Origin of the sequence: Aliiroseovarius crassostreae, from assembly GCF_049803815.1 — a bacterium.
In the GTDB taxonomy this organism is placed as follows: Bacteria; Pseudomonadota; Alphaproteobacteria; order Rhodobacterales; family Rhodobacteraceae; genus Aliiroseovarius; species Aliiroseovarius crassostreae_A.
In genome coordinates, this window is the sequence record NZ_JBNAGI010000001.1 from 949,926 (window position 1) to 965,369 (window position 15,444).

The 15,444-nt window shown below is 59.3% G+C and carries 17 protein-coding genes and 1 tRNA gene; 8 read left to right on the plus strand and 10 right to left on the minus strand.

Features of this window, described 5'->3' with window-relative positions:
* Position 1: 1 nt before the first annotated feature.
* From ACP15V_RS04710 to ACP15V_RS04720, 3 genes are all read right to left on the minus strand, one after another.
* Complete coding sequence (locus ACP15V_RS04710) at positions 2-379, minus strand: hypothetical protein (protein WP_424942512.1); 378 nt, start codon at positions 377-379, stop codon at positions 2-4.
* Between the two features lie 68 nt (positions 380-447).
* Positions 448-1,239: a DUF6478 family protein gene (locus ACP15V_RS04715; protein WP_424942513.1), complete on the minus strand. Its 792-nt coding sequence runs from the start codon at positions 1,237-1,239 to the stop codon at positions 448-450.
* Between the two features lie 74 nt (positions 1,240-1,313).
* Complete coding sequence (locus ACP15V_RS04720) at positions 1,314-1,970, minus strand: hypothetical protein (RefSeq protein WP_424942514.1); 657 nt, start codon at positions 1,968-1,970, stop codon at positions 1,314-1,316.
* Between the two features lie 157 nt (positions 1,971-2,127).
* Between ACP15V_RS04720 and ACP15V_RS04725 the strand changes: the two genes are divergently transcribed.
* From ACP15V_RS04725 to ACP15V_RS04745, 5 genes are all read left to right on the plus strand, one after another.
* Positions 2,128-3,075, plus strand: a complete 948-nt coding sequence (locus ACP15V_RS04725; RefSeq protein WP_424942515.1) for a lysostaphin resistance A-like protein — start codon at positions 2,128-2,130, stop codon at positions 3,073-3,075.
* 24 nt (positions 3,076-3,099) lie between these two features.
* The gene (accD, locus tag ACP15V_RS04730; RefSeq protein ID WP_424942516.1) at positions 3,100-4,050 is read left to right on the plus strand and encodes an acetyl-CoA carboxylase, carboxyltransferase subunit beta; all 951 of its coding nucleotides are present in this window, start codon (positions 3,100-3,102) and stop codon (positions 4,048-4,050) included.
* Between the two features lie 100 nt (positions 4,051-4,150).
* Positions 4,151-5,452 carry a bifunctional folylpolyglutamate synthase/dihydrofolate synthase gene (locus ACP15V_RS04735; protein ID WP_424942517.1) on the plus strand — a complete coding sequence of 434 codons (1,302 nt, stop codon included), beginning with the start codon at positions 4,151-4,153 and terminating at the stop codon, positions 5,450-5,452.
* A 274-nt stretch (positions 5,453-5,726) separates the two neighbouring features.
* Complete coding sequence (locus ACP15V_RS04740; RefSeq protein ID WP_424942518.1) at positions 5,727-6,356, plus strand: rhodanese-like domain-containing protein; 630 nt, start codon at positions 5,727-5,729, stop codon at positions 6,354-6,356.
* Positions 6,357-6,364: 8 nt separating this feature from the next.
* Positions 6,365-7,162 carry a LysM peptidoglycan-binding domain-containing protein gene (locus ACP15V_RS04745; RefSeq protein ID WP_424942519.1) on the plus strand — a complete coding sequence of 266 codons (798 nt, stop codon included), beginning with the start codon at positions 6,365-6,367 and terminating at the stop codon, positions 7,160-7,162.
* Between the two features lie 121 nt (positions 7,163-7,283).
* Here the strand turns inward: ACP15V_RS04745 and ACP15V_RS04750 are convergent, their stop codons facing one another.
* Positions 7,284-8,183, minus strand: a complete 900-nt coding sequence (locus ACP15V_RS04750) for a bestrophin family protein (protein ID WP_424942520.1) — start codon at positions 8,181-8,183, stop codon at positions 7,284-7,286.
* Between the two features lie 22 nt (positions 8,184-8,205).
* Positions 8,206-9,297 (minus strand): cell division protein ZapE, encoded by a 1,092-nt coding sequence (zapE, locus tag ACP15V_RS04755; protein WP_424942521.1) that lies wholly within the window; start codon positions 9,295-9,297, stop codon positions 8,206-8,208.
* 97 nt (positions 9,298-9,394) lie between these two features.
* Between zapE and ACP15V_RS04760 the strand changes: the two genes are divergently transcribed.
* Positions 9,395-10,636 carry an MFS transporter gene (locus ACP15V_RS04760; RefSeq protein ID WP_424942522.1) on the plus strand — a complete coding sequence of 414 codons (1,242 nt, stop codon included), beginning with the start codon at positions 9,395-9,397 and terminating at the stop codon, positions 10,634-10,636.
* Positions 10,637-10,965: 329 nt separating this feature from the next.
* On the opposite strand, the gene ACP15V_RS04765 is transcribed toward ACP15V_RS04760, so the two are convergent.
* Complete coding sequence (locus ACP15V_RS04765) at positions 10,966-11,424, minus strand: Lrp/AsnC family transcriptional regulator (RefSeq protein WP_424942523.1); 459 nt, start codon at positions 11,422-11,424, stop codon at positions 10,966-10,968.
* 155 nt (positions 11,425-11,579) lie between these two features.
* Between ACP15V_RS04765 and ald the strand changes: the two genes are divergently transcribed.
* Together ald and ACP15V_RS04775 are read left to right on the plus strand one after the other, a co-directional pair.
* The gene (gene ald, locus ACP15V_RS04770) at positions 11,580-12,698 is read left to right on the plus strand and encodes an alanine dehydrogenase (protein WP_424942524.1); all 1,119 of its coding nucleotides are present in this window, start codon (positions 11,580-11,582) and stop codon (positions 12,696-12,698) included.
* A gap of 121 nt (positions 12,699-12,819) precedes the next feature.
* Complete coding sequence (locus tag ACP15V_RS04775) at positions 12,820-13,227, plus strand: DUF1801 domain-containing protein (protein WP_424942525.1); 408 nt, start codon at positions 12,820-12,822, stop codon at positions 13,225-13,227.
* A gap of 49 nt (positions 13,228-13,276) precedes the next feature.
* On the opposite strand, the gene ACP15V_RS04780 is transcribed toward ACP15V_RS04775, so the two are convergent.
* The 4 genes from ACP15V_RS04780 to ACP15V_RS04795 form a co-directional block, all read right to left on the minus strand.
* A tRNA-Met gene (locus ACP15V_RS04780) sits at positions 13,277-13,353 on the minus strand.
* Positions 13,354-13,447: 94 nt separating this feature from the next.
* Positions 13,448-14,248 (minus strand): mechanosensitive ion channel family protein, encoded by an 801-nt coding sequence (locus tag ACP15V_RS04785; protein WP_424942526.1) that lies wholly within the window; start codon positions 14,246-14,248, stop codon positions 13,448-13,450.
* A gap of 113 nt (positions 14,249-14,361) precedes the next feature.
* Positions 14,362-14,793 (minus strand): large conductance mechanosensitive channel protein MscL, encoded by a 432-nt coding sequence (gene mscL, locus ACP15V_RS04790; protein ID WP_424942527.1) that lies wholly within the window; start codon positions 14,791-14,793, stop codon positions 14,362-14,364.
* A 107-nt stretch (positions 14,794-14,900) separates the two neighbouring features.
* A complete protein-coding gene (locus ACP15V_RS04795; RefSeq protein WP_424942528.1) occupies positions 14,901-15,350 on the minus strand; it encodes a YtoQ family protein in 450 nt (149 codons plus the stop codon).
* Positions 15,351-15,444: the final 94 nt, after the last annotated feature.

Here is a 15,444-nt window from a genome sequence, read left to right on the forward strand (position 1 = left end):
CTTACATGGTTTCCAGGCAATGCCTGCGGAACGCGCGTTTCAGCATATCCAGTTCGGCGCGCAACAGATCCATTTCCGCCATCACATCATCGCCAACGGCCTGACCGGTGATGATCGAGAAATGCGCGAGCTTTTCGCCGCTCTGTCTGTCGCTGATTACAAACGTCTGCACCCCGTCGGACAGAAGGTCAGCCGGGATCGGCACCCGGACAAGATACTGACCGCGATGGTCCGGGTCTTCTTCGATACTGTGCCCGGGAATGGGTTTGCCCAGATGCGAGACGTCCAGTTCCGGCAGGTTGGTTTGCGTGCCGGTGTCAAGAATGCCTTCCCAGACCCCCGCCATAATCCGTGCCTCGGTCAATGTCATGTCGGGCATGTCGCGTTCCTTCCCGCTATGCGTATCCTGTCTGTGCGTGTTCTTTCCGCGCGTGTTCTTCCTGCGCGTTAGACTTCGGCCCGGGGCCGGCGGCTGAAATTGATGTCCCGCAGGACAACCTGGCTCATTTCCGGGTTTTCAATCACCAGATCCACCCAGATCCGTTCCACGCGCTTTTCATTCATCTTTGTGTAGGCCAGGTCAAATTCCACTTCGACCTCGGTTCGCTCTGCTTCTCCCAAGTCACCAAAGGGCAGTTCGCGCACCAATTGTTCGGTGTTGGGGCCGTGTTTGATATTGAGCCGCGAGAAGATTTCCAGCTTTTTCTCCATCTCGATCACGGCGCTCATGCGCACCAGATGGCGTTGCTTCAATCCTTGTACCGCATCCGGCGGCAATGCGATCACCAGAGAGAGAAAAGACCCGTCAAATCGGAACACGTCCATGCGCAGGCCAAAGGGGGCAAGATCGCTTTCGCGCGTGTTGCGCACCTGGCGCATGGTCAATTCGGACGACCTGCAATCGTGAAACAGCGTCACCTCTTCGCCAAAGGTCGACTTGGTTTCGGCCGCCGCAATACCGATCGGAGTGATCGGCATGCGCCACATTTCGGGACGATAGGACCAGTCACAGTAAAGCGGCTTGGGAAAGGCGTTTGATCCGACCATGGGCAAGGCAAGGCGGCTGTCAGCCACGCGGATCACCTGATCCAACTGTCCACGCAACTGCCGGGCCGAACTGCGCAGCGCGCGCAATGTTGACAGGTTGAACCGGGTCACATTGCGCGACAACCAACCCCAATGGCGCAGGGCACGCCAATGAATGATGCGGTGTCGAAGGCCGGTTGCACGTTTGGACATGGGGATCAGATTCGGTTAACTCTTTGACAGTGCCATCTTTATGGCGATTGTTTCCATATTCAAACTGAATAGTTTCAATTCAGCAAACGACCAAGCAGGGATGGCACAGCTGTTCGGGCGGATTTCCCTTCGGGATTGGCCTTTCGCATGGCGGCAAGAAACGTGAACAGCGCCTTTTCACCATGCACCTCCTGCCCCTCAAACCCGGTCACGGTCAAGGCCACCACGTGATCACGACAGGCAAACACCGCGCGCCATTGATCCTGCGCCAGGCCGTCAGAGGACTCCGTGTGGTGCGAATGAACAATCAGGGCGTCATTTTCTTCGCGCACCTCCAGAACCTTATCCGCAAGCGTGGCGCGCACACTGTCAAGTTCCAAAGCTTTGAGAGCCGCGGGCACCACAGCCTCTTTCGGCATGTCTGGCGACAGGGGATTGACCACCGCGGACAGGAAGAGATGCCGCGAAGGCGCCCCATCCTTGATGCGACCCGTTATGGACGCGCACGCCCCCAGTGGCACAAACGCCCCCTGATCACCTTCCAGGACAGCACCTACATCAACGCAATACCCTTCGGGACCGGCAATCGTAACTTGCCCCTGAAAAACCGGATGCCGTTTTCTGGCCTCTGCTTTGGGCGCACCATCCGCTTTGCGGTCCCCATCCAGACCACCCCCAAGGCAGGCGGCCATACTCATCACCACAGAAATCATCAATAAAATTCGAAACATGTCCCCTCCGCTTTCCTCGACATATCCGACGCGACAACCGCTCACAAGTCACCAAGCCCCGACTTTTCCCCGTTGCCCCTGTCATCAGGTGCGATAGGTTTGGTTGATCCGATCAAACCTGGTCCAGACCAGATCAAGGCCCAAGAAGGACACTGACGTGCCCCAGACCAACCCACCTTTTGTACCGTTCTGGCAACCGGCCCTGGCCCGGCCCGAGATTTGGCGCAGCCTTCTGGGGCTGGTGTTGATCCATGTGGCCTTCTTGGCCGCCACCTTCATCGTCATTCTGATGGGCGGGAAACTATTGGGAGTGACGCCGCAATCCATCGTTGAGGGCAGCACACCGGCCAAGGCGATGATATTTTTCACGACATTTCTGGGCTATCATCTTGGCCTGTATCTGGTGGTGCGCTTCCTGCACAAACGCCCCTATCACAGCCTGTTTGGGCCGTTGATGCGCCTGAAATGGCGGCAGTTCTTCTATGGGCTTGGCGCGGCTTTTGCCCTGTCGGTTCTGACCGGAGTGATCGAGGCCACGGGTCTGATCCCCCCACCCGACACGGACGCCCCAGAAATTCGCCAAAGCCTGCCCATGGCCACCTGGGCCATGCTGGTCCTGCCTGCGCTTGCTTTGATCTTCATTCAGATCATGGCAGAAGAGCTGGTGTTTCGGGGCTACCTTCTGCAACAGCTGCGCGCGCGGTTTTCCTCGATCTGGCTATGGGCGATCTTGCCGTCCTTCCTATTCGGCATCCTGCATTTCGATCAGGCCACCTATGGTACAAATGCCTATTTCTATGTGCTGCACACCACCGCCGCCGGGATCATCCTGGCACTCGTCACGTTGCGCACCGGCAATATCGCGGCCGCCGCCGGGTTGCATATGGCCAACAATGCGATGCTGCTGATCCTCGGCAATGAAGGCAGCCTGGATGGGCTTTCGCTCTTTCTCACCTCCCCCGACCTGACCAGCCCCTATGTGGGCCTGTCGATTTTCACCCAAACCGTCCTGATGTGCCTGGCCTTTTCCGCCTGGTGGGTCTGGAGCCGGCCGCGCGCAAATTCCGACAAGCAATTGCAAATGCCGTCGGGGAAGACTAACTAGGGCCAAACGACGAAGGATTAGCTGATGAACTGGATCTCGAACTACGTCCGCCCCCGCATCAACTCTCTGTTTTCTCGCCGCGAAGTGCCGGAAAACCTTTGGACGAAATGCACGGAATGCGGCACCATGCTCTTTCACCGTGAGCTGGCCGAGAACCTGAATGTCTGCACCAATTGCGATCACCACATGGCGATCACCCCGCGTGAACGCTTTGAAGGGCTGTTCGACGGTGGTGTGTTTGCCGAGGTGGACGTGCCCGCGCCGATTGACGACCCTCTCCAGTTCAAGGATCAGAAAAAATATCCCGAGCGCATGAAAGGCGCCCGCAAAGCAACCGGCGAACGCGAAGCAATGCTTGTCGCAGAGGGCGAGATCGGGCGCACCCCTATCGTGGCCGCCGCCCAGGATTTCAGCTTCATGGCCGGGTCGATGGGCATGTATGTGGGCAATGCCATCATCGCCGCCGCCGAACGCGCCGTGGCCCTGAAACGCCCGCTGGTGCTGTTTTCCGCCGCCGGTGGCGCACGGATGCAGGAAGGCATCCTGAGCCTGATGCAAATGCCCCGTACCACGGTTGCCGTGCAGATGCTAAAAGAGGCAAACCTGCCCTATATCGTCGTGCTGACCCACCCGACCACCGGCGGGGTTACCGCGTCCTACGCCATGCTGGGCGATGTGCACATTGCCGAACCCAACGCGCTGATCTGCTTTGCAGGCCCCCGCGTGATCGAACAGACCATCCGTGAAAAGCTGCCCGAAGGGTTCCAGCGCGCGGAATACCTGCTGGATCACGGCATGTTGGACCGCGTCACCCACCGCAAAGATATGAAATCCGAATTGGTGACAATCTTGCGGATGCTGACCGGGATGGGCCCGGCTGTGGCAGGCGATCTGCCCGCGCCAGAGAAAGTGGCCAAGGATGCCGCCAAGGCCCCTGCCGCCACCCCGGCAGAAAACGACGCAAAAGAAAGCTGACCCAATCGCGCATGTTGCCCGGAATGGGTCGCAAACCTCCCCTCCTGTCCGCATGAAATCGGGTAGGGGGAGAAAACCGCCTGTTTGAACGAGACCTGTCATGACCGATGCCAAGCCCGCAGCCCAATCCGCCGCACAATCATCTGACGTTATCCTTGATCGCATGATGGCGCTGCACCCGAAGATCATCGACCTGACGCTGGACCGGGTCTGGCGGTTGCTGGACCAAGTGGGCAATCCGCAAGACAAGTTGCCACCGGTCATCCACCTGGCGGGCACCAATGGCAAAGGGTCAACCCAGGCCATGCTGCGTGCAGGTCTGGAAGGGGCAGGCAAAAAGGTACATGCCTATACTTCACCGCACCTGGCGCGCTTTCATGAACGCATTCGTCTGGCGGGCGAGCTGATCACGGAAGACGCGCTGACCGAGGTGCTGGATCGCTGCTATGCCCAAAACGGCGGCGAAAACATCACCTATTTTGAAATCACCACCGTGGCTGGCCTAATGGCGTTCGCCGAAACCCCCGCCGATTACACCCTCCTGGAAACAGGGCTGGGCGGGCGGCTTGATGCCACCAACGTGGTGGAGAAACCCGCCCTGACCATCCTCACCCCGATCTCGATCGACCACACGCAGTTTTTGGGTGAAACGCTCACCGAAATTGCCGGCGAAAAAGCGGGCATCCTGAAACGCGGCGTGCCCTGCGTGGTTGGCCCGCAGCCGGACGAGGCGCTAGAGGTGATCGAGGCGCGCGCCGCTAAACTGGGTTGCCCGCTTTTCGTGCATGGTCAGCATTGGCATATGTGGGAAGAACGCGGGCGGCTGATCTTCCAGGACGAAAACGGGCTGTTGGATCTGCCCCTGCCCGCCCTGATCGGCCCGCACCAGATCGAAAACGCAGGCGCCGCCATCGCCGCCCTGCGCGTTCTGGGGTTTGACGAAGCCGCGTGCGAGGCCGCCATGCGCGACGTCACTTGGCCCGCGCGGATGCAGCGCCTGAAAACCGGGCCGCTGGTCGAGGCCGCGGGTCAGGCGGAGCTTTGGCTGGATGGCGGACACAACCCGGCCGCGGGCGAAACCCTTGCCAAAGTGCTGGGCGACCTGCCCAAGCACCCGACCCACCTGATCTGTGGCATGCTCAACACCAAGGACATTGCCGGGTATCTGCGCCCGTTGGCGACCGTCGCAGACAGCCTGACCGCAATATCGATCCCAAACGAGGTCAACACGTTGCCTGCGGAAACGACGGCGGCGGAGGCCAAGGCGGTGGGTCTGGTTGCGCAGACCGCCGACAGCGCAGAGGCCGCGTTGACTGCCCTTGTTGCGCAAAATCCGACCTGCCGCATCCTGATTTGCGGGTCGCTCTATCTTGCTGGGGACATTCTGAAGCAAAACGGGTGATTTGCCCGTGCAAAGTGCAAATCACCTTGATTTGCGCTTTTTTCGCCATCGTGATCACAAAAAAATTTTCTGTTTTGTTTCAAAGGGAAATGAGCTTTGCGACTCATCCCACTGAAACGACTCAGTTTTTCGCCATTCGACGGAGCAGATATTGATGTCACCCCACAATATTGACGGATTACCCTGTTAAATTCTATATATGGGATATTCTACGGGCAATAAGTGCGCTTGAGCGAACAGGCCTGTCGAGCAGTACAGAAGACTGGGGGGTCTCATGGTTCGGTTGATGGTGGGGGCCTTCGCGGCGCTTGTGATCACAGGTGCGCCTGGCATGGCGCAGCAAGTCCAGATTACGCAGGACATGGTAAAAGCCAGCCTCGCAATCAAGGGACAAGAGATCACCATCGAACGTGACCAGGACCCCGCCTCTCGTCTGGATCCCGAATTCACCAAAACCGCCCGCGCCTGCCCGCCTTTTTGCATCACCCCGATGGAGGCCGCTGCTGGCGTGTCGACCGTGGGCGAACTCGAAGTGATTTCTTTCCTCGAAACGGACGTGGCCAGCGGCAAGGGCCTGTTATTGGACACGCGCACCCCGGAATGGTTTGCCAAAGGGTCTATTCCCGGCGCGCTGAACGTGCCCTCGGAAACGCTTGAGGCCAAGAACCCTTACCGTGATGAGATCCTGCGCGCCCTCGGTGGCGTGAAAGCCGGTGAAAGCTGGGATTTTGCCGGGGCAACCGAACTTTTGATGTTTTGCAACGGCCCGTGGTGCGACCAAAGCCCACGCGCCATTCGCGGGTTGATCGAAGCAGGCTATCCGGCCCAGAAAATCAGGTATTACCGCGGCGGCATGCAGGTTTGGAAAACCCTGGGCCTGACCACAACTGCCAGCACTCAATAAGGACCGACATGTATAAGTACTCGATCATTGCTGGCGGATTTTCGGTTGCAGTTGCGGCCCTGATCCTGTTGCAACCCGGCACGCCGGACGTTGAAACTGCCCTGCCCACCGCGCCGCAGCCTGCGCCGCAGGAGATGGCGGACCCGATCACCGAAGTTGCCCCTGTCTCGGCCACGGTCAGCGCCCCGGCCCCGCAGGTGGCCACAAAACCGGCGGGCAATGACCTGCTTGATCTGACCAACTCGGTCCTGGCCGGGTTGGGTGCCGAACTGCCGTCAGATCCGGCCCCGGCCACCAATGCGGGCACTGACGAGCTGCGGGCCATGACCTCTTCGGTCTTGGCGGGTCTTGGCATTGCGCCGACACCGCAAACGGCCCCCGGCACCGGTGTGGCGCAAGCCTCTGACGATCAGATCCGCGCGCTTCTCAGCGAGGCAATTGATCGGGGGCTGATCGCGGTTCCCAAGGCGCTGCGCACATCGGAAGGTGAGGTGGACAAGGACACATTGATCACCCAATTGGCACGCGCGGCCACTGGTGAAACCGCACAAGCCCCAAGTGATGACGTGATTGCCGGCGGCAAAGGGGTTGAAGTGCGTGTGGTTCAGCAGGCGGGTCAGACGGTTCAGTATCGGTTTTACACCGTCCAGCGCGGAGATAGCCTTGGGGCAATTGCGCACAAATTCTATGGGGATGCGGCGCAATACAGCCGGATCTACGAAGCCAATCGCCGCCTTTTGCCCAGCCCGGACCAGATCCGCGCGGGCCAGCGCCTGACCATTCCGGCGCTGACAACCGGCGTGTAAGGAAGACAATCGAATACAGGGTCGGACTCTATCGGGCAGACAGAACACCGACCGGGGCCGCCATCGTGCGGCCCCATTTTTTTCGTCTCATTATTGTGTCTCAACACTAAGTCGAAACGCTTTAGGACAGCACCCCGTCCACCTGCTTTGCCGGTGGCGGTGCGGGCCAGCCCAGCGCGTGACAGACCGACCGCTCCATCACCCGGCACAGGGCCGACAGCGGCAAGGCGTTGGGGGCATCCGCGAACGGGCGTTCCAGTTCGTGCGACACCTCGGAGAGACCAAAAAACACATAGGCCACAACGGCGCAGATCACTGGTTCAAACCACCCGGCGCTGTCGAGCAGCCCAAAGGGCAAAAGCAGGCAGTAAAGATAGGCCGTGCGCTGCACCAGCAACGAATAGACAAACGGCAGCGGTGTGGTCAAAAGCCGTTCATTGCCCGCCTGGGCCGCGGCAAACCCTGCAAGGCGGTCTGCCAAATGCCGCGCGCCAAAGCCGTCAATGCGCCCGTCGGCGCGCATTTCGGCCAACCGACCGGATACGGCGCGCAGGGCAACATCGGGCCCATCCGCGGTCAACAATGCATCCGCCGCGTCCCCCACCCATTTGCGTACATCCTCTTCAACAGCATCCCCGCGCAATTGCCGGCGATGAAGGTGATGAAAGGCCAGGATATGCGTCAGGATGAACTGACGATCCGCCTCGCTTGCGCCAAACACTTCCAGCTCTTGCGCGAAACTGCGCAGGCCGGACACCATCCCGCCCCAGATCCGCCGCCCTTCCCACCATCGGTCATAAGCTGCGTTGTTGCGAAACCCAAGAAACAGCGAAAGCGCAAGGCCAAACACCCCCATTGCCGGGATCGACAAGCGCGGCAATGGCGTCAGGGAGTGGTCCACCAGCAAGATCGCCACCGCCCACACCAGGGTAATCAGGATTTTCGGGGCGATGCGCGGCACGACCGAGCCACGCATGACCAGGAACAACTGCCAGGGGCGGGGCAAATCGCGCAGGATCATCCGGACCTCTCCTTATTCTTGATCAGGCGCAGGACGCTTCGCGCCCCCAATCCTTGTCCTGCATTTCGCGCAACCGACTGGCGGTGCGTTCAAATTCAAACGAGCCTTCGCCTTCGACATAGAGCATTTCGGGCTGGGCAGCGGCAGAGGCGATCAGGCGCACCTTGGCTTCGTACAGCGCATCGATCAGGGTGACAAAGCGCTTGGCCTCATTGAAGTTTGACCGCGACAGGCGGGGGATGTCATCAAGCACCAGAACCTTCAGCGCGTCCGCGATGGCCAGGTAATCCCCTGGCCCCAACATGGCCCCACAAAGATCATGGAAACCCGCCCGACCTGCCCCATTGCGATAGGCGGGTATAACCACCTCGCGCCCTTTGATGGTCAGGGTAAGCGGTTCGGTTGCCCCCCCGGTCAGATCCCGCCAGATCGCGTTCATTTCCGCACGCGCCGCCCCATCGGCGGGGGCAAAATAGACCTGCCCACCAGAGAGGCGATCCTGGCGATAGTCGTTCGGGCTGACCAGTTCGTGCACCACCATCTGGTCCTTGATCAGCTGAATGAACGGCAAGAACAACTGGCGGTTCAGCCCGTCTTTATAAAGGTCATCCGGGTGGCGGTTTGAGGTGGTCACCACAACCACACCAGCCTCGAACAGCTTTTCAAACAGCCGCCCCACGATCATCGCATCGGTGATGTCGGTGATCTGCATCTCGTCAAACGCAAAAAGCCGCACATCCGCCGCGATCTTATCCGCCACCGGGCCAAGCGGGTCGTCAACACCTGACTTGCGCGCCGCATTCAGCCCCTCATGCACCTCTTGCATGAAGGCGTGGAAATGCACCCGGCGTTTCCCGGAAATATCCAGATGCTCGACAAACAGGTCCATCAACCAGGATTTGCCGCGCCCCACACCGCCCCACAGGTAGAGCCCCTGCGGCACCTCAACCGGTTTGTGAAACAACCCGCCAAGAATACCGCGTTTGCGCGCAGGCGCTGCTTCGAGATGCTCACGTACATCCTGAAGGGCGGGCAGGACCAGTTCCTGTGCCGGGTCCGGGGTGATTTCGCCCTTGCGGGCCAGTTCTGCATAAATTTCCGAAAGACTGCTCATGCCAAATCCATAAAACGGGATGACAGATAAGAAAAGGTGAACTGACACATCAGAAACGAAGAATTGACCGAGGGGCCGATATTGTCATGGTGGTTCAATGACAAAAACGCGCGCGCCCCTCATCACCCCGGTCCTTGTGGTCGGCTGCCTTATCATCCTGATCAGTTTTGCGATCCGGGCCAGTTTCGGCGTATTCCAAATTCCGATTGCGCAAGAGTTCAACTGGCCACGGGCCGAGTTTTCCCTGGCGATCGCCATTCAAAACCTGGCCTGGGGCATCGGCCAGCCGATCTTTGGCGCAATTGCAGAAAAAATCGGGGATCGCAAAGCGATCATTCTGGGCGCGCTGACCTATGCTGTCGGCCTGGTGGCATCGTCTTACGCGGTCACCCCAGCCGCCCACCAACTTCTGGAAATCGCCGTGGGCTTTGGGATCGCGGGGACGGGTTTCGGGGTGATCCTTGCGGTGGTGGGGCGCGCGTCCTCTGACGAAAACCGGTCCATGTCGCTGGCGATTGCCACAGCGGCGGGATCGGCTGGACAAGTGTTTGGCGCGCCACTGGCCGAGTATCTTCTGGGCTTCATGACCTGGCAAAACGTATTTGTGGTCTTTGCCGCCGCGATCATCGCCACACTCGCGCTTCTGCCCCTGATGAAAACCGAAGAGGTTGCCAGCCGCAGCGAGCTGGAAGACACATTGGGCCAGATCCTGGTCAAGGCCTTTCGCGACCCGAGCTATACGCTCATCTTCCTTGGTTTCTTTTCCTGCGGCTATCAGTTGGCCTTCATCACCGCTCACTTCCCGGCCTTCGTGACCGAGATGTGCGGGGCGATTGACCCCTCCGGCACGCTCGCCTCGATTGGCGTCTCCACAACCTCGGCGCTCGGAGCGATCTCGATTTCGCTGATCGGATTGGCGAACATCGCGGGGACCCTGCTGGCAGGGTATCTGGGCAAGACCTATTCCAAGAAATACCTGCTGGCGGCGATCTATGCGGGGCGCACAATTGTCGCCGCGCTGTTCATCCTCATGCCGATCACGCCGACGTCGGTGATTGTGTTCTCGATTGCCATGGGGTCCTTGTGGCTCGCGACCGTCCCGCTCACCTCTGGACTCGTCGCGCATATCTATGGGCTGCGCTACATGGGCACACTTTACGGCATCATCTTCTTTTCGCACCAGTTGGGCAGCTTCCTTGGCGTCTGGCTCGGTGGACGGATGTACGACGCCTATGGCGATTACACCTTTGTCTGGTGGATCGGCGTGGCGGTTGGGGCGTTTTCAGCGATTGTGCATCTGCCGGTGAAGGAAACACCGCTGAAGGCGCGTGTGGCATAAGGACCGGCGGAAGCCTCGTATAAACTCGGCGCTTCTGGTGGCTCACTTCGTGAGCCTAAAAAGGGGCGCTGCCCCTCGCCTTCAGCTCACCCCGGGATGTTTTCGATTAAAGCGTTTCGGGATAAACGTGAGACACATGTTTATTCCGAAACGCCCGTGTCATTGATATCTCTTACTGCGTTACGGTTTAGAAGATGCAGGGCACACCTTCTCCTTTCCTGGTCTGAAATATCCCCGCCGGAGGCATGAAAATCTCCGAGCGCAGCGAGGCCACCGCCAAGCCTGTTGACCGTCAGGGAAGACCGGCGCGGCAGACCCGCCGCTGCATATCAGACCGGCAGGGCTGTGGTTTTAAAGACCGTCCTGAGCGCAAAGCTCGACTGCATCCCCTGCACCCCGGGCAGACGCGCCAGATATTGGCGGTGAATACGGGCGAAATCTTCGGTATTTTCCGCGACCACCTTCAATAGGTAATCCGACTTGCCCGCCATAAGGTGGCATTCCAACACATCCGGGATCAGGGCAACTTCACGTTCAAACGCATCCAGCACTTCGTCCGCCTGACCCGACAGGGTAATCTCGACAAATACGGTGGTTGGACATGACATCTTGCGCGCATCCAGAAGCGCGACGTAATCTCGGATATAGCCATCGCTTTCCAATCGCTGCACCCGGCGGTGGCAGGCGGAGGGTGAAAGATTCACCCGTTCGGACAAGTCGGCGTTCGAGATTCTCCCCGCCTTCTGCAACACCCCCAAAATGCGACGATCTATACTGTCGAGTTCCATCTTCCCACACATTTCTTGCTTGATTTGTTTAAATCGCAGGATTTCCTTCGAACTTAACATAGCAAACATGGGACAACTTACAAAACAATTGCACGCCCTTTCTGCACAAAATAAGGGCAGTTTAAAAACACCGGCACAGGGAAGAGGAGACACCCATGCTGATCGGATGCCCGAAAGAGATCAAACCCCAGGAATTCCGTGTGGGCCTGACCCCGGCCGCCGCTGGCGAAGCCATTGGTCGTGGCCACTCGGTAATCGTAGAGACCAACGCCGGTATGGGCGCGGGCTTCACGGATGAAGATTACCAGGCCGTTGGTGCCACCGTGCTGGCAACCGCCGAAGAGGTGTTTGCCAAGGCCGACATGATCGTGAAGGTGAAGGAACCCCAGGCGATTGAACGCAAGATGCTGCGCGAAGGTCAGCTGCTCTTTACCTATCTGCACCTGGCCCCGGACCCCGACCAAACCCACGACCTGATTGCATCGGGCGCGACTTGCATCGCCTATGAAACCGTGACCGATGATCGCGGCGGCCTGCCGCTGCTGGCCCCGATGTCGGAAGTGGCCGGGCGTCTGGCCCCGCAGGTTGGGTCCTGGACCCTGCAAAAGGCCAATGGTGGTCGCGGTGTGCTGATGGGCGGCGTGCCCGGTGTTGGCCCCGCCAAGGTTGTTGTGATCGGTGGCGGTGTCGTGGGCACCCATGCTGCCAAGATCGCTGCTGGCATGGGCGCGGATGTGACCGTGCTGGACCGCTCGTTGCCGCGCCTGCGTTACCTTGATGACGTCTATGGCGGCACCTTCAAGAACCAGTATTCCACCGCTGCAGCCACTGCCGAACTGATCCAGACCGCGGACATGGTGATCGGGGCTGTTCTGATCCCGGGGGCCGCTGCGCCGAAACTGATCTCGCGCGAACAGCTGTCGACCATGAAACCGGGTGCGGTTCTGGTGGACGTGGCCATCGACCAGGGCGGCTGCTTTGAAACCTCGAAGGCAACCACCCATGCCGAGCCGATCTACGAAGTGGATGGTGTGATGCATTATTGCGTGGCGAACATGCCGGGCGCCGTGGCCCGCACCTCGACCATCGCCTTGGGCAACGCAACCCTGCCCTTCATGCTGTCGCTGGCTGACAAGGGCTGGAAAGAGGCCTGCAAGGCCGACAAGCACCTCTTGAACGGTCTGAACGTCCATGCCGGAAAACTGACCTATGCCGCCGTAGGCGAAGCTCTGGGTCTGGATTGCATTACCCCGGAAGAAGCGTTGGAAATCTAATCTCTTCCGCAGATGAAAACCCAAAAGCCCCGCCAGCGCGCGGGGCTTTTTTTGTCAGCCCTTGTCAGAAAATCCTGCCCCGCTGTTTGACAGTCCCGCGAACTCTGCGCAGGGTGGGCGAATGACACCCACACCCGCTTTTGCCAATCAAGACATTGCCAATGCCTATGACGCCTTTGCAGGTGGCGCGCGCGACAAGGCGCTGAGGCTGCGTCAATTGATCTTTGAAACCGCAGAAATCACTTCAGGTGTCGGCCCGCTGGAAGAATGCCTGAAATGGGGACAGCCCGCTTATGTGACGGCTGAAAGCGGCACGGGCACGACATTGCGGATCGGCGCCCCTAAATCGGGTGGGTTCGGGCTCTATGTGCATTGCCAGACCACATTGATCGGTGATTTTCGCAGCCTGTTTCCGGACGGTCTGACCTTTGACGGCAATCGTGGCATTCTTTTTGCCGAAGGACAGGATTTGCCCAGCGGCCCGTTGCAGCTGTTCATAAAAGCCGCGCTGACCTATCACGTAAAGTAACAATCCCCCAACAAAAAACCCCGCCAGAGGCGGGGTCGTTTATCTGATATGGTAGCGTGGGGCGGACTTGAACCGCCGACCCCAGCATTATGAGTGCTGTGCTCTAACCAGCTGAGCTACCACGCCATCTCATATCGTGGGCGGTAAGTATTCCGGCGAAGGGGCGGTGTCAAATGGAAATGTGGCATTTCCGGCCCCCTGTAGCGGATTTTTTCACCGCTCAGGCTTTCTTCTGGATCTCAACCGAATGCGGGTAAGGGATTGAGATCCCCTTGGCGTCAAACGCCTCTTTCACCGCCTGGGTCAGCTGGAATTTCACATCCCAGTAATCCGCCGCCGCCACCCAGATGCGGGTGGTCAGATCCACCGAACTGTCGCCAAGATTCGTCACGCGCACCCAGGGTTCCGGGTCACTCATGACGCGGGCGTCGGCCTTGACCACATCCAGAATGATCGCCATCGCCTCATTGGCATTGTCGCCATAGTCGATGCCAAACACCATGTCGACGCGTCGGGTGTCATGGGCCGAATAATTGGTGATGATGGCCCCCCAGGATTGACCGTTCGGCACGATGATCTGCACGTTGTCGGGTGTCACCAGCTCGGTCACAAAAAGGTTCAGGTCTTTGACCGTGCCTGACGTGCCACTGATGTCGACGAAATCCCCCAGCTTGTAGGGGCGAAAGATCACCAGCATCACGCCCGCCGCCAGATCCGACAGGGTGCCTTGCAGGGCCAGACCAATCGCCAGGGACGCAGCACCCAGGACCGCCACGATGCTGGTGGCTTCGATGCCGAAAATGCCCAACACCGCCACCAGCACCATCGCCAGCACCGCCCATTTGACCAAGCTGGCAACGAAATTGCCAAGGGTCGGATCAATGCCTTCGGTCCGGTTCACCCGGTTTCGGGCCAACGCCCCCAACCTGCCGGCCACAATCCAGCCCACCACCAGAACGATCAACGCCTGTACAGCGTTCAGGATCAAGGGCCCCCACACGCCCGTCAGTATATCCGTCATGTCTTCTTCTCTCATTGATGCTCCATCGGCGGAGCGGGTTTGTCACGAAAAAGGGACGGCCCGCTGGCCGCCCCAAAAGATGCTTGCCACGCCAAACATGGCTGGCATTGGGCTTAGGTCTTTTTCAACGCATCGCGGATCTCGGCCAACAGCTCCAACTCGGTCGGACCGGCGGGCGCCTCTTCCGCCGCCTCTTCTTCTTTCTCGGCGGCCTCTTTGACCTTGTTCACGTAGCGCACCAGCATGAAGACCACAAAAGCGATGATCAGGAAATTGATCACGGCCATGATGAAGGCACCATAGGCAAAGACGGCGGCGCCCGCTTCGCGCGCTGCCTCCAACGAGGCCCCTTCGGGCACGCTGCCCGACAGAACCGCATACATGTTGGTGAAGTCCACCCCGCCCATGAACAGGCCGATAAACGGGTTGATCAGATCGCCCACCATGGATTTCACGATCGCGGTGAAGGCCGCGCCAATGATGATCCCGACGGCCATATCCATCACATTGCCCTTGGCAATGAAATCCTTGAATTCTTGCAGCATGACTGCCCCTTTCCTTAATTCGCGCCCAGGTTCCCCCGGCTTGTGTTTCTACACTAATGCGACGAAGCGCCGTTTGAGAACAGGGGAAATGGCGACGAGCACTCCCCTCAGCCGGGCAGAGCACCTGTCAGAACGTAGCGCAGGATTTCCGCCACCTGCCCGGGGTCGCGCGCGACGGCAAGGGCGGCGGCGTCGACCTCTTTCAAGGCGTGGTCATGATCGGGCTGTTGCAGAATGATCAGCGATTTGCCCTTGGCGGCCGCATAGCCCGCATCAAAAGCCGCGTTCCACTGGCGGTACTTTTCACCAAAGCGCACCACCACCACGTCGGCCTCTTCAATGCCCTTACGGGTGCGGATCGCGTTGATCATCGCGCCCTTGTGGTCATGCCAATATTTATTGGGTTCCTCGCCCAGGATCGCCACGCCGCAATCGTCCGATGCATCATGGTCGGTGACCGGGGCGGAAAAGCGCACATCCAGCCCGTCACAGGCGACAGTGATCTGGTCGCGCCAATCGGTGTGGATTTCGCCGGAAAGATAAACGGAAAGTGTCATGGTGCCTCCTCATCCCCAAATTGGTCCCCAAGGGCATCGCCCGAACCGAAGGGTGGGCGAAAAGCGCCCGTCCCGTGGGGGCGGTTCGGGCGCT

Excerpts from the sequence above, each read along its gene's own strand:
- ACP15V_RS04760 (WP_424942522.1), top strand. The coding sequence starts at position 9,395 with ATGACAAAAACGCGCGCGCCCCTCATCACCCCGGTCCTTGTGGTCGGC.
- ACP15V_RS04750 (WP_424942520.1), bottom strand. The coding sequence starts at position 8,183 with ATGATCCTGCGCGATTTGCCCCGCCCCTGGCAGTTGTTCCTGGTCATG.
- ACP15V_RS04715 (WP_424942513.1), bottom strand. The coding sequence starts at position 1,239 with ATGTCCAAACGTGCAACCGGCCTTCGACACCGCATCATTCATTGGCGT.
- mscL (WP_424942527.1), bottom strand. The coding sequence starts at position 14,793 with ATGCTGCAAGAATTCAAGGATTTCATTGCCAAGGGCAATGTGATGGAT.
- ACP15V_RS04735 (WP_424942517.1), top strand. The coding sequence starts at position 4,151 with ATGACCGATGCCAAGCCCGCAGCCCAATCCGCCGCACAATCATCTGAC.
- zapE (WP_424942521.1), bottom strand. The coding sequence starts at position 9,297 with ATGAGCAGTCTTTCGGAAATTTATGCAGAACTGGCCCGCAAGGGCGAA.
- ACP15V_RS04795 (WP_424942528.1), bottom strand. The coding sequence starts at position 15,350 with ATGACACTTTCCGTTTATCTTTCCGGCGAAATCCACACCGATTGGCGC.
- ACP15V_RS04740 (WP_424942518.1), top strand. The coding sequence starts at position 5,727 with ATGGTTCGGTTGATGGTGGGGGCCTTCGCGGCGCTTGTGATCACAGGT.
- ACP15V_RS04775 (WP_424942525.1), top strand. The coding sequence starts at position 12,820 with ATGACACCCACACCCGCTTTTGCCAATCAAGACATTGCCAATGCCTAT.
- ACP15V_RS04720 (WP_424942514.1), bottom strand. The coding sequence starts at position 1,970 with ATGTTTCGAATTTTATTGATGATTTCTGTGGTGATGAGTATGGCCGCC.
- ald (WP_424942524.1), top strand. The coding sequence starts at position 11,580 with ATGCTGATCGGATGCCCGAAAGAGATCAAACCCCAGGAATTCCGTGTG.
- ACP15V_RS04765 (WP_424942523.1), bottom strand. The coding sequence starts at position 11,424 with ATGGAACTCGACAGTATAGATCGTCGCATTTTGGGGGTGTTGCAGAAG.
- ACP15V_RS04745 (WP_424942519.1), top strand. The coding sequence starts at position 6,365 with ATGTATAAGTACTCGATCATTGCTGGCGGATTTTCGGTTGCAGTTGCG.
- accD (WP_424942516.1), top strand. The coding sequence starts at position 3,100 with ATGAACTGGATCTCGAACTACGTCCGCCCCCGCATCAACTCTCTGTTT.
- ACP15V_RS04710 (WP_424942512.1), bottom strand. The coding sequence starts at position 379 with ATGCCCGACATGACATTGACCGAGGCACGGATTATGGCGGGGGTCTGG.
- ACP15V_RS04785 (WP_424942526.1), bottom strand. The coding sequence starts at position 14,248 with ATGACGGATATACTGACGGGCGTGTGGGGGCCCTTGATCCTGAACGCT.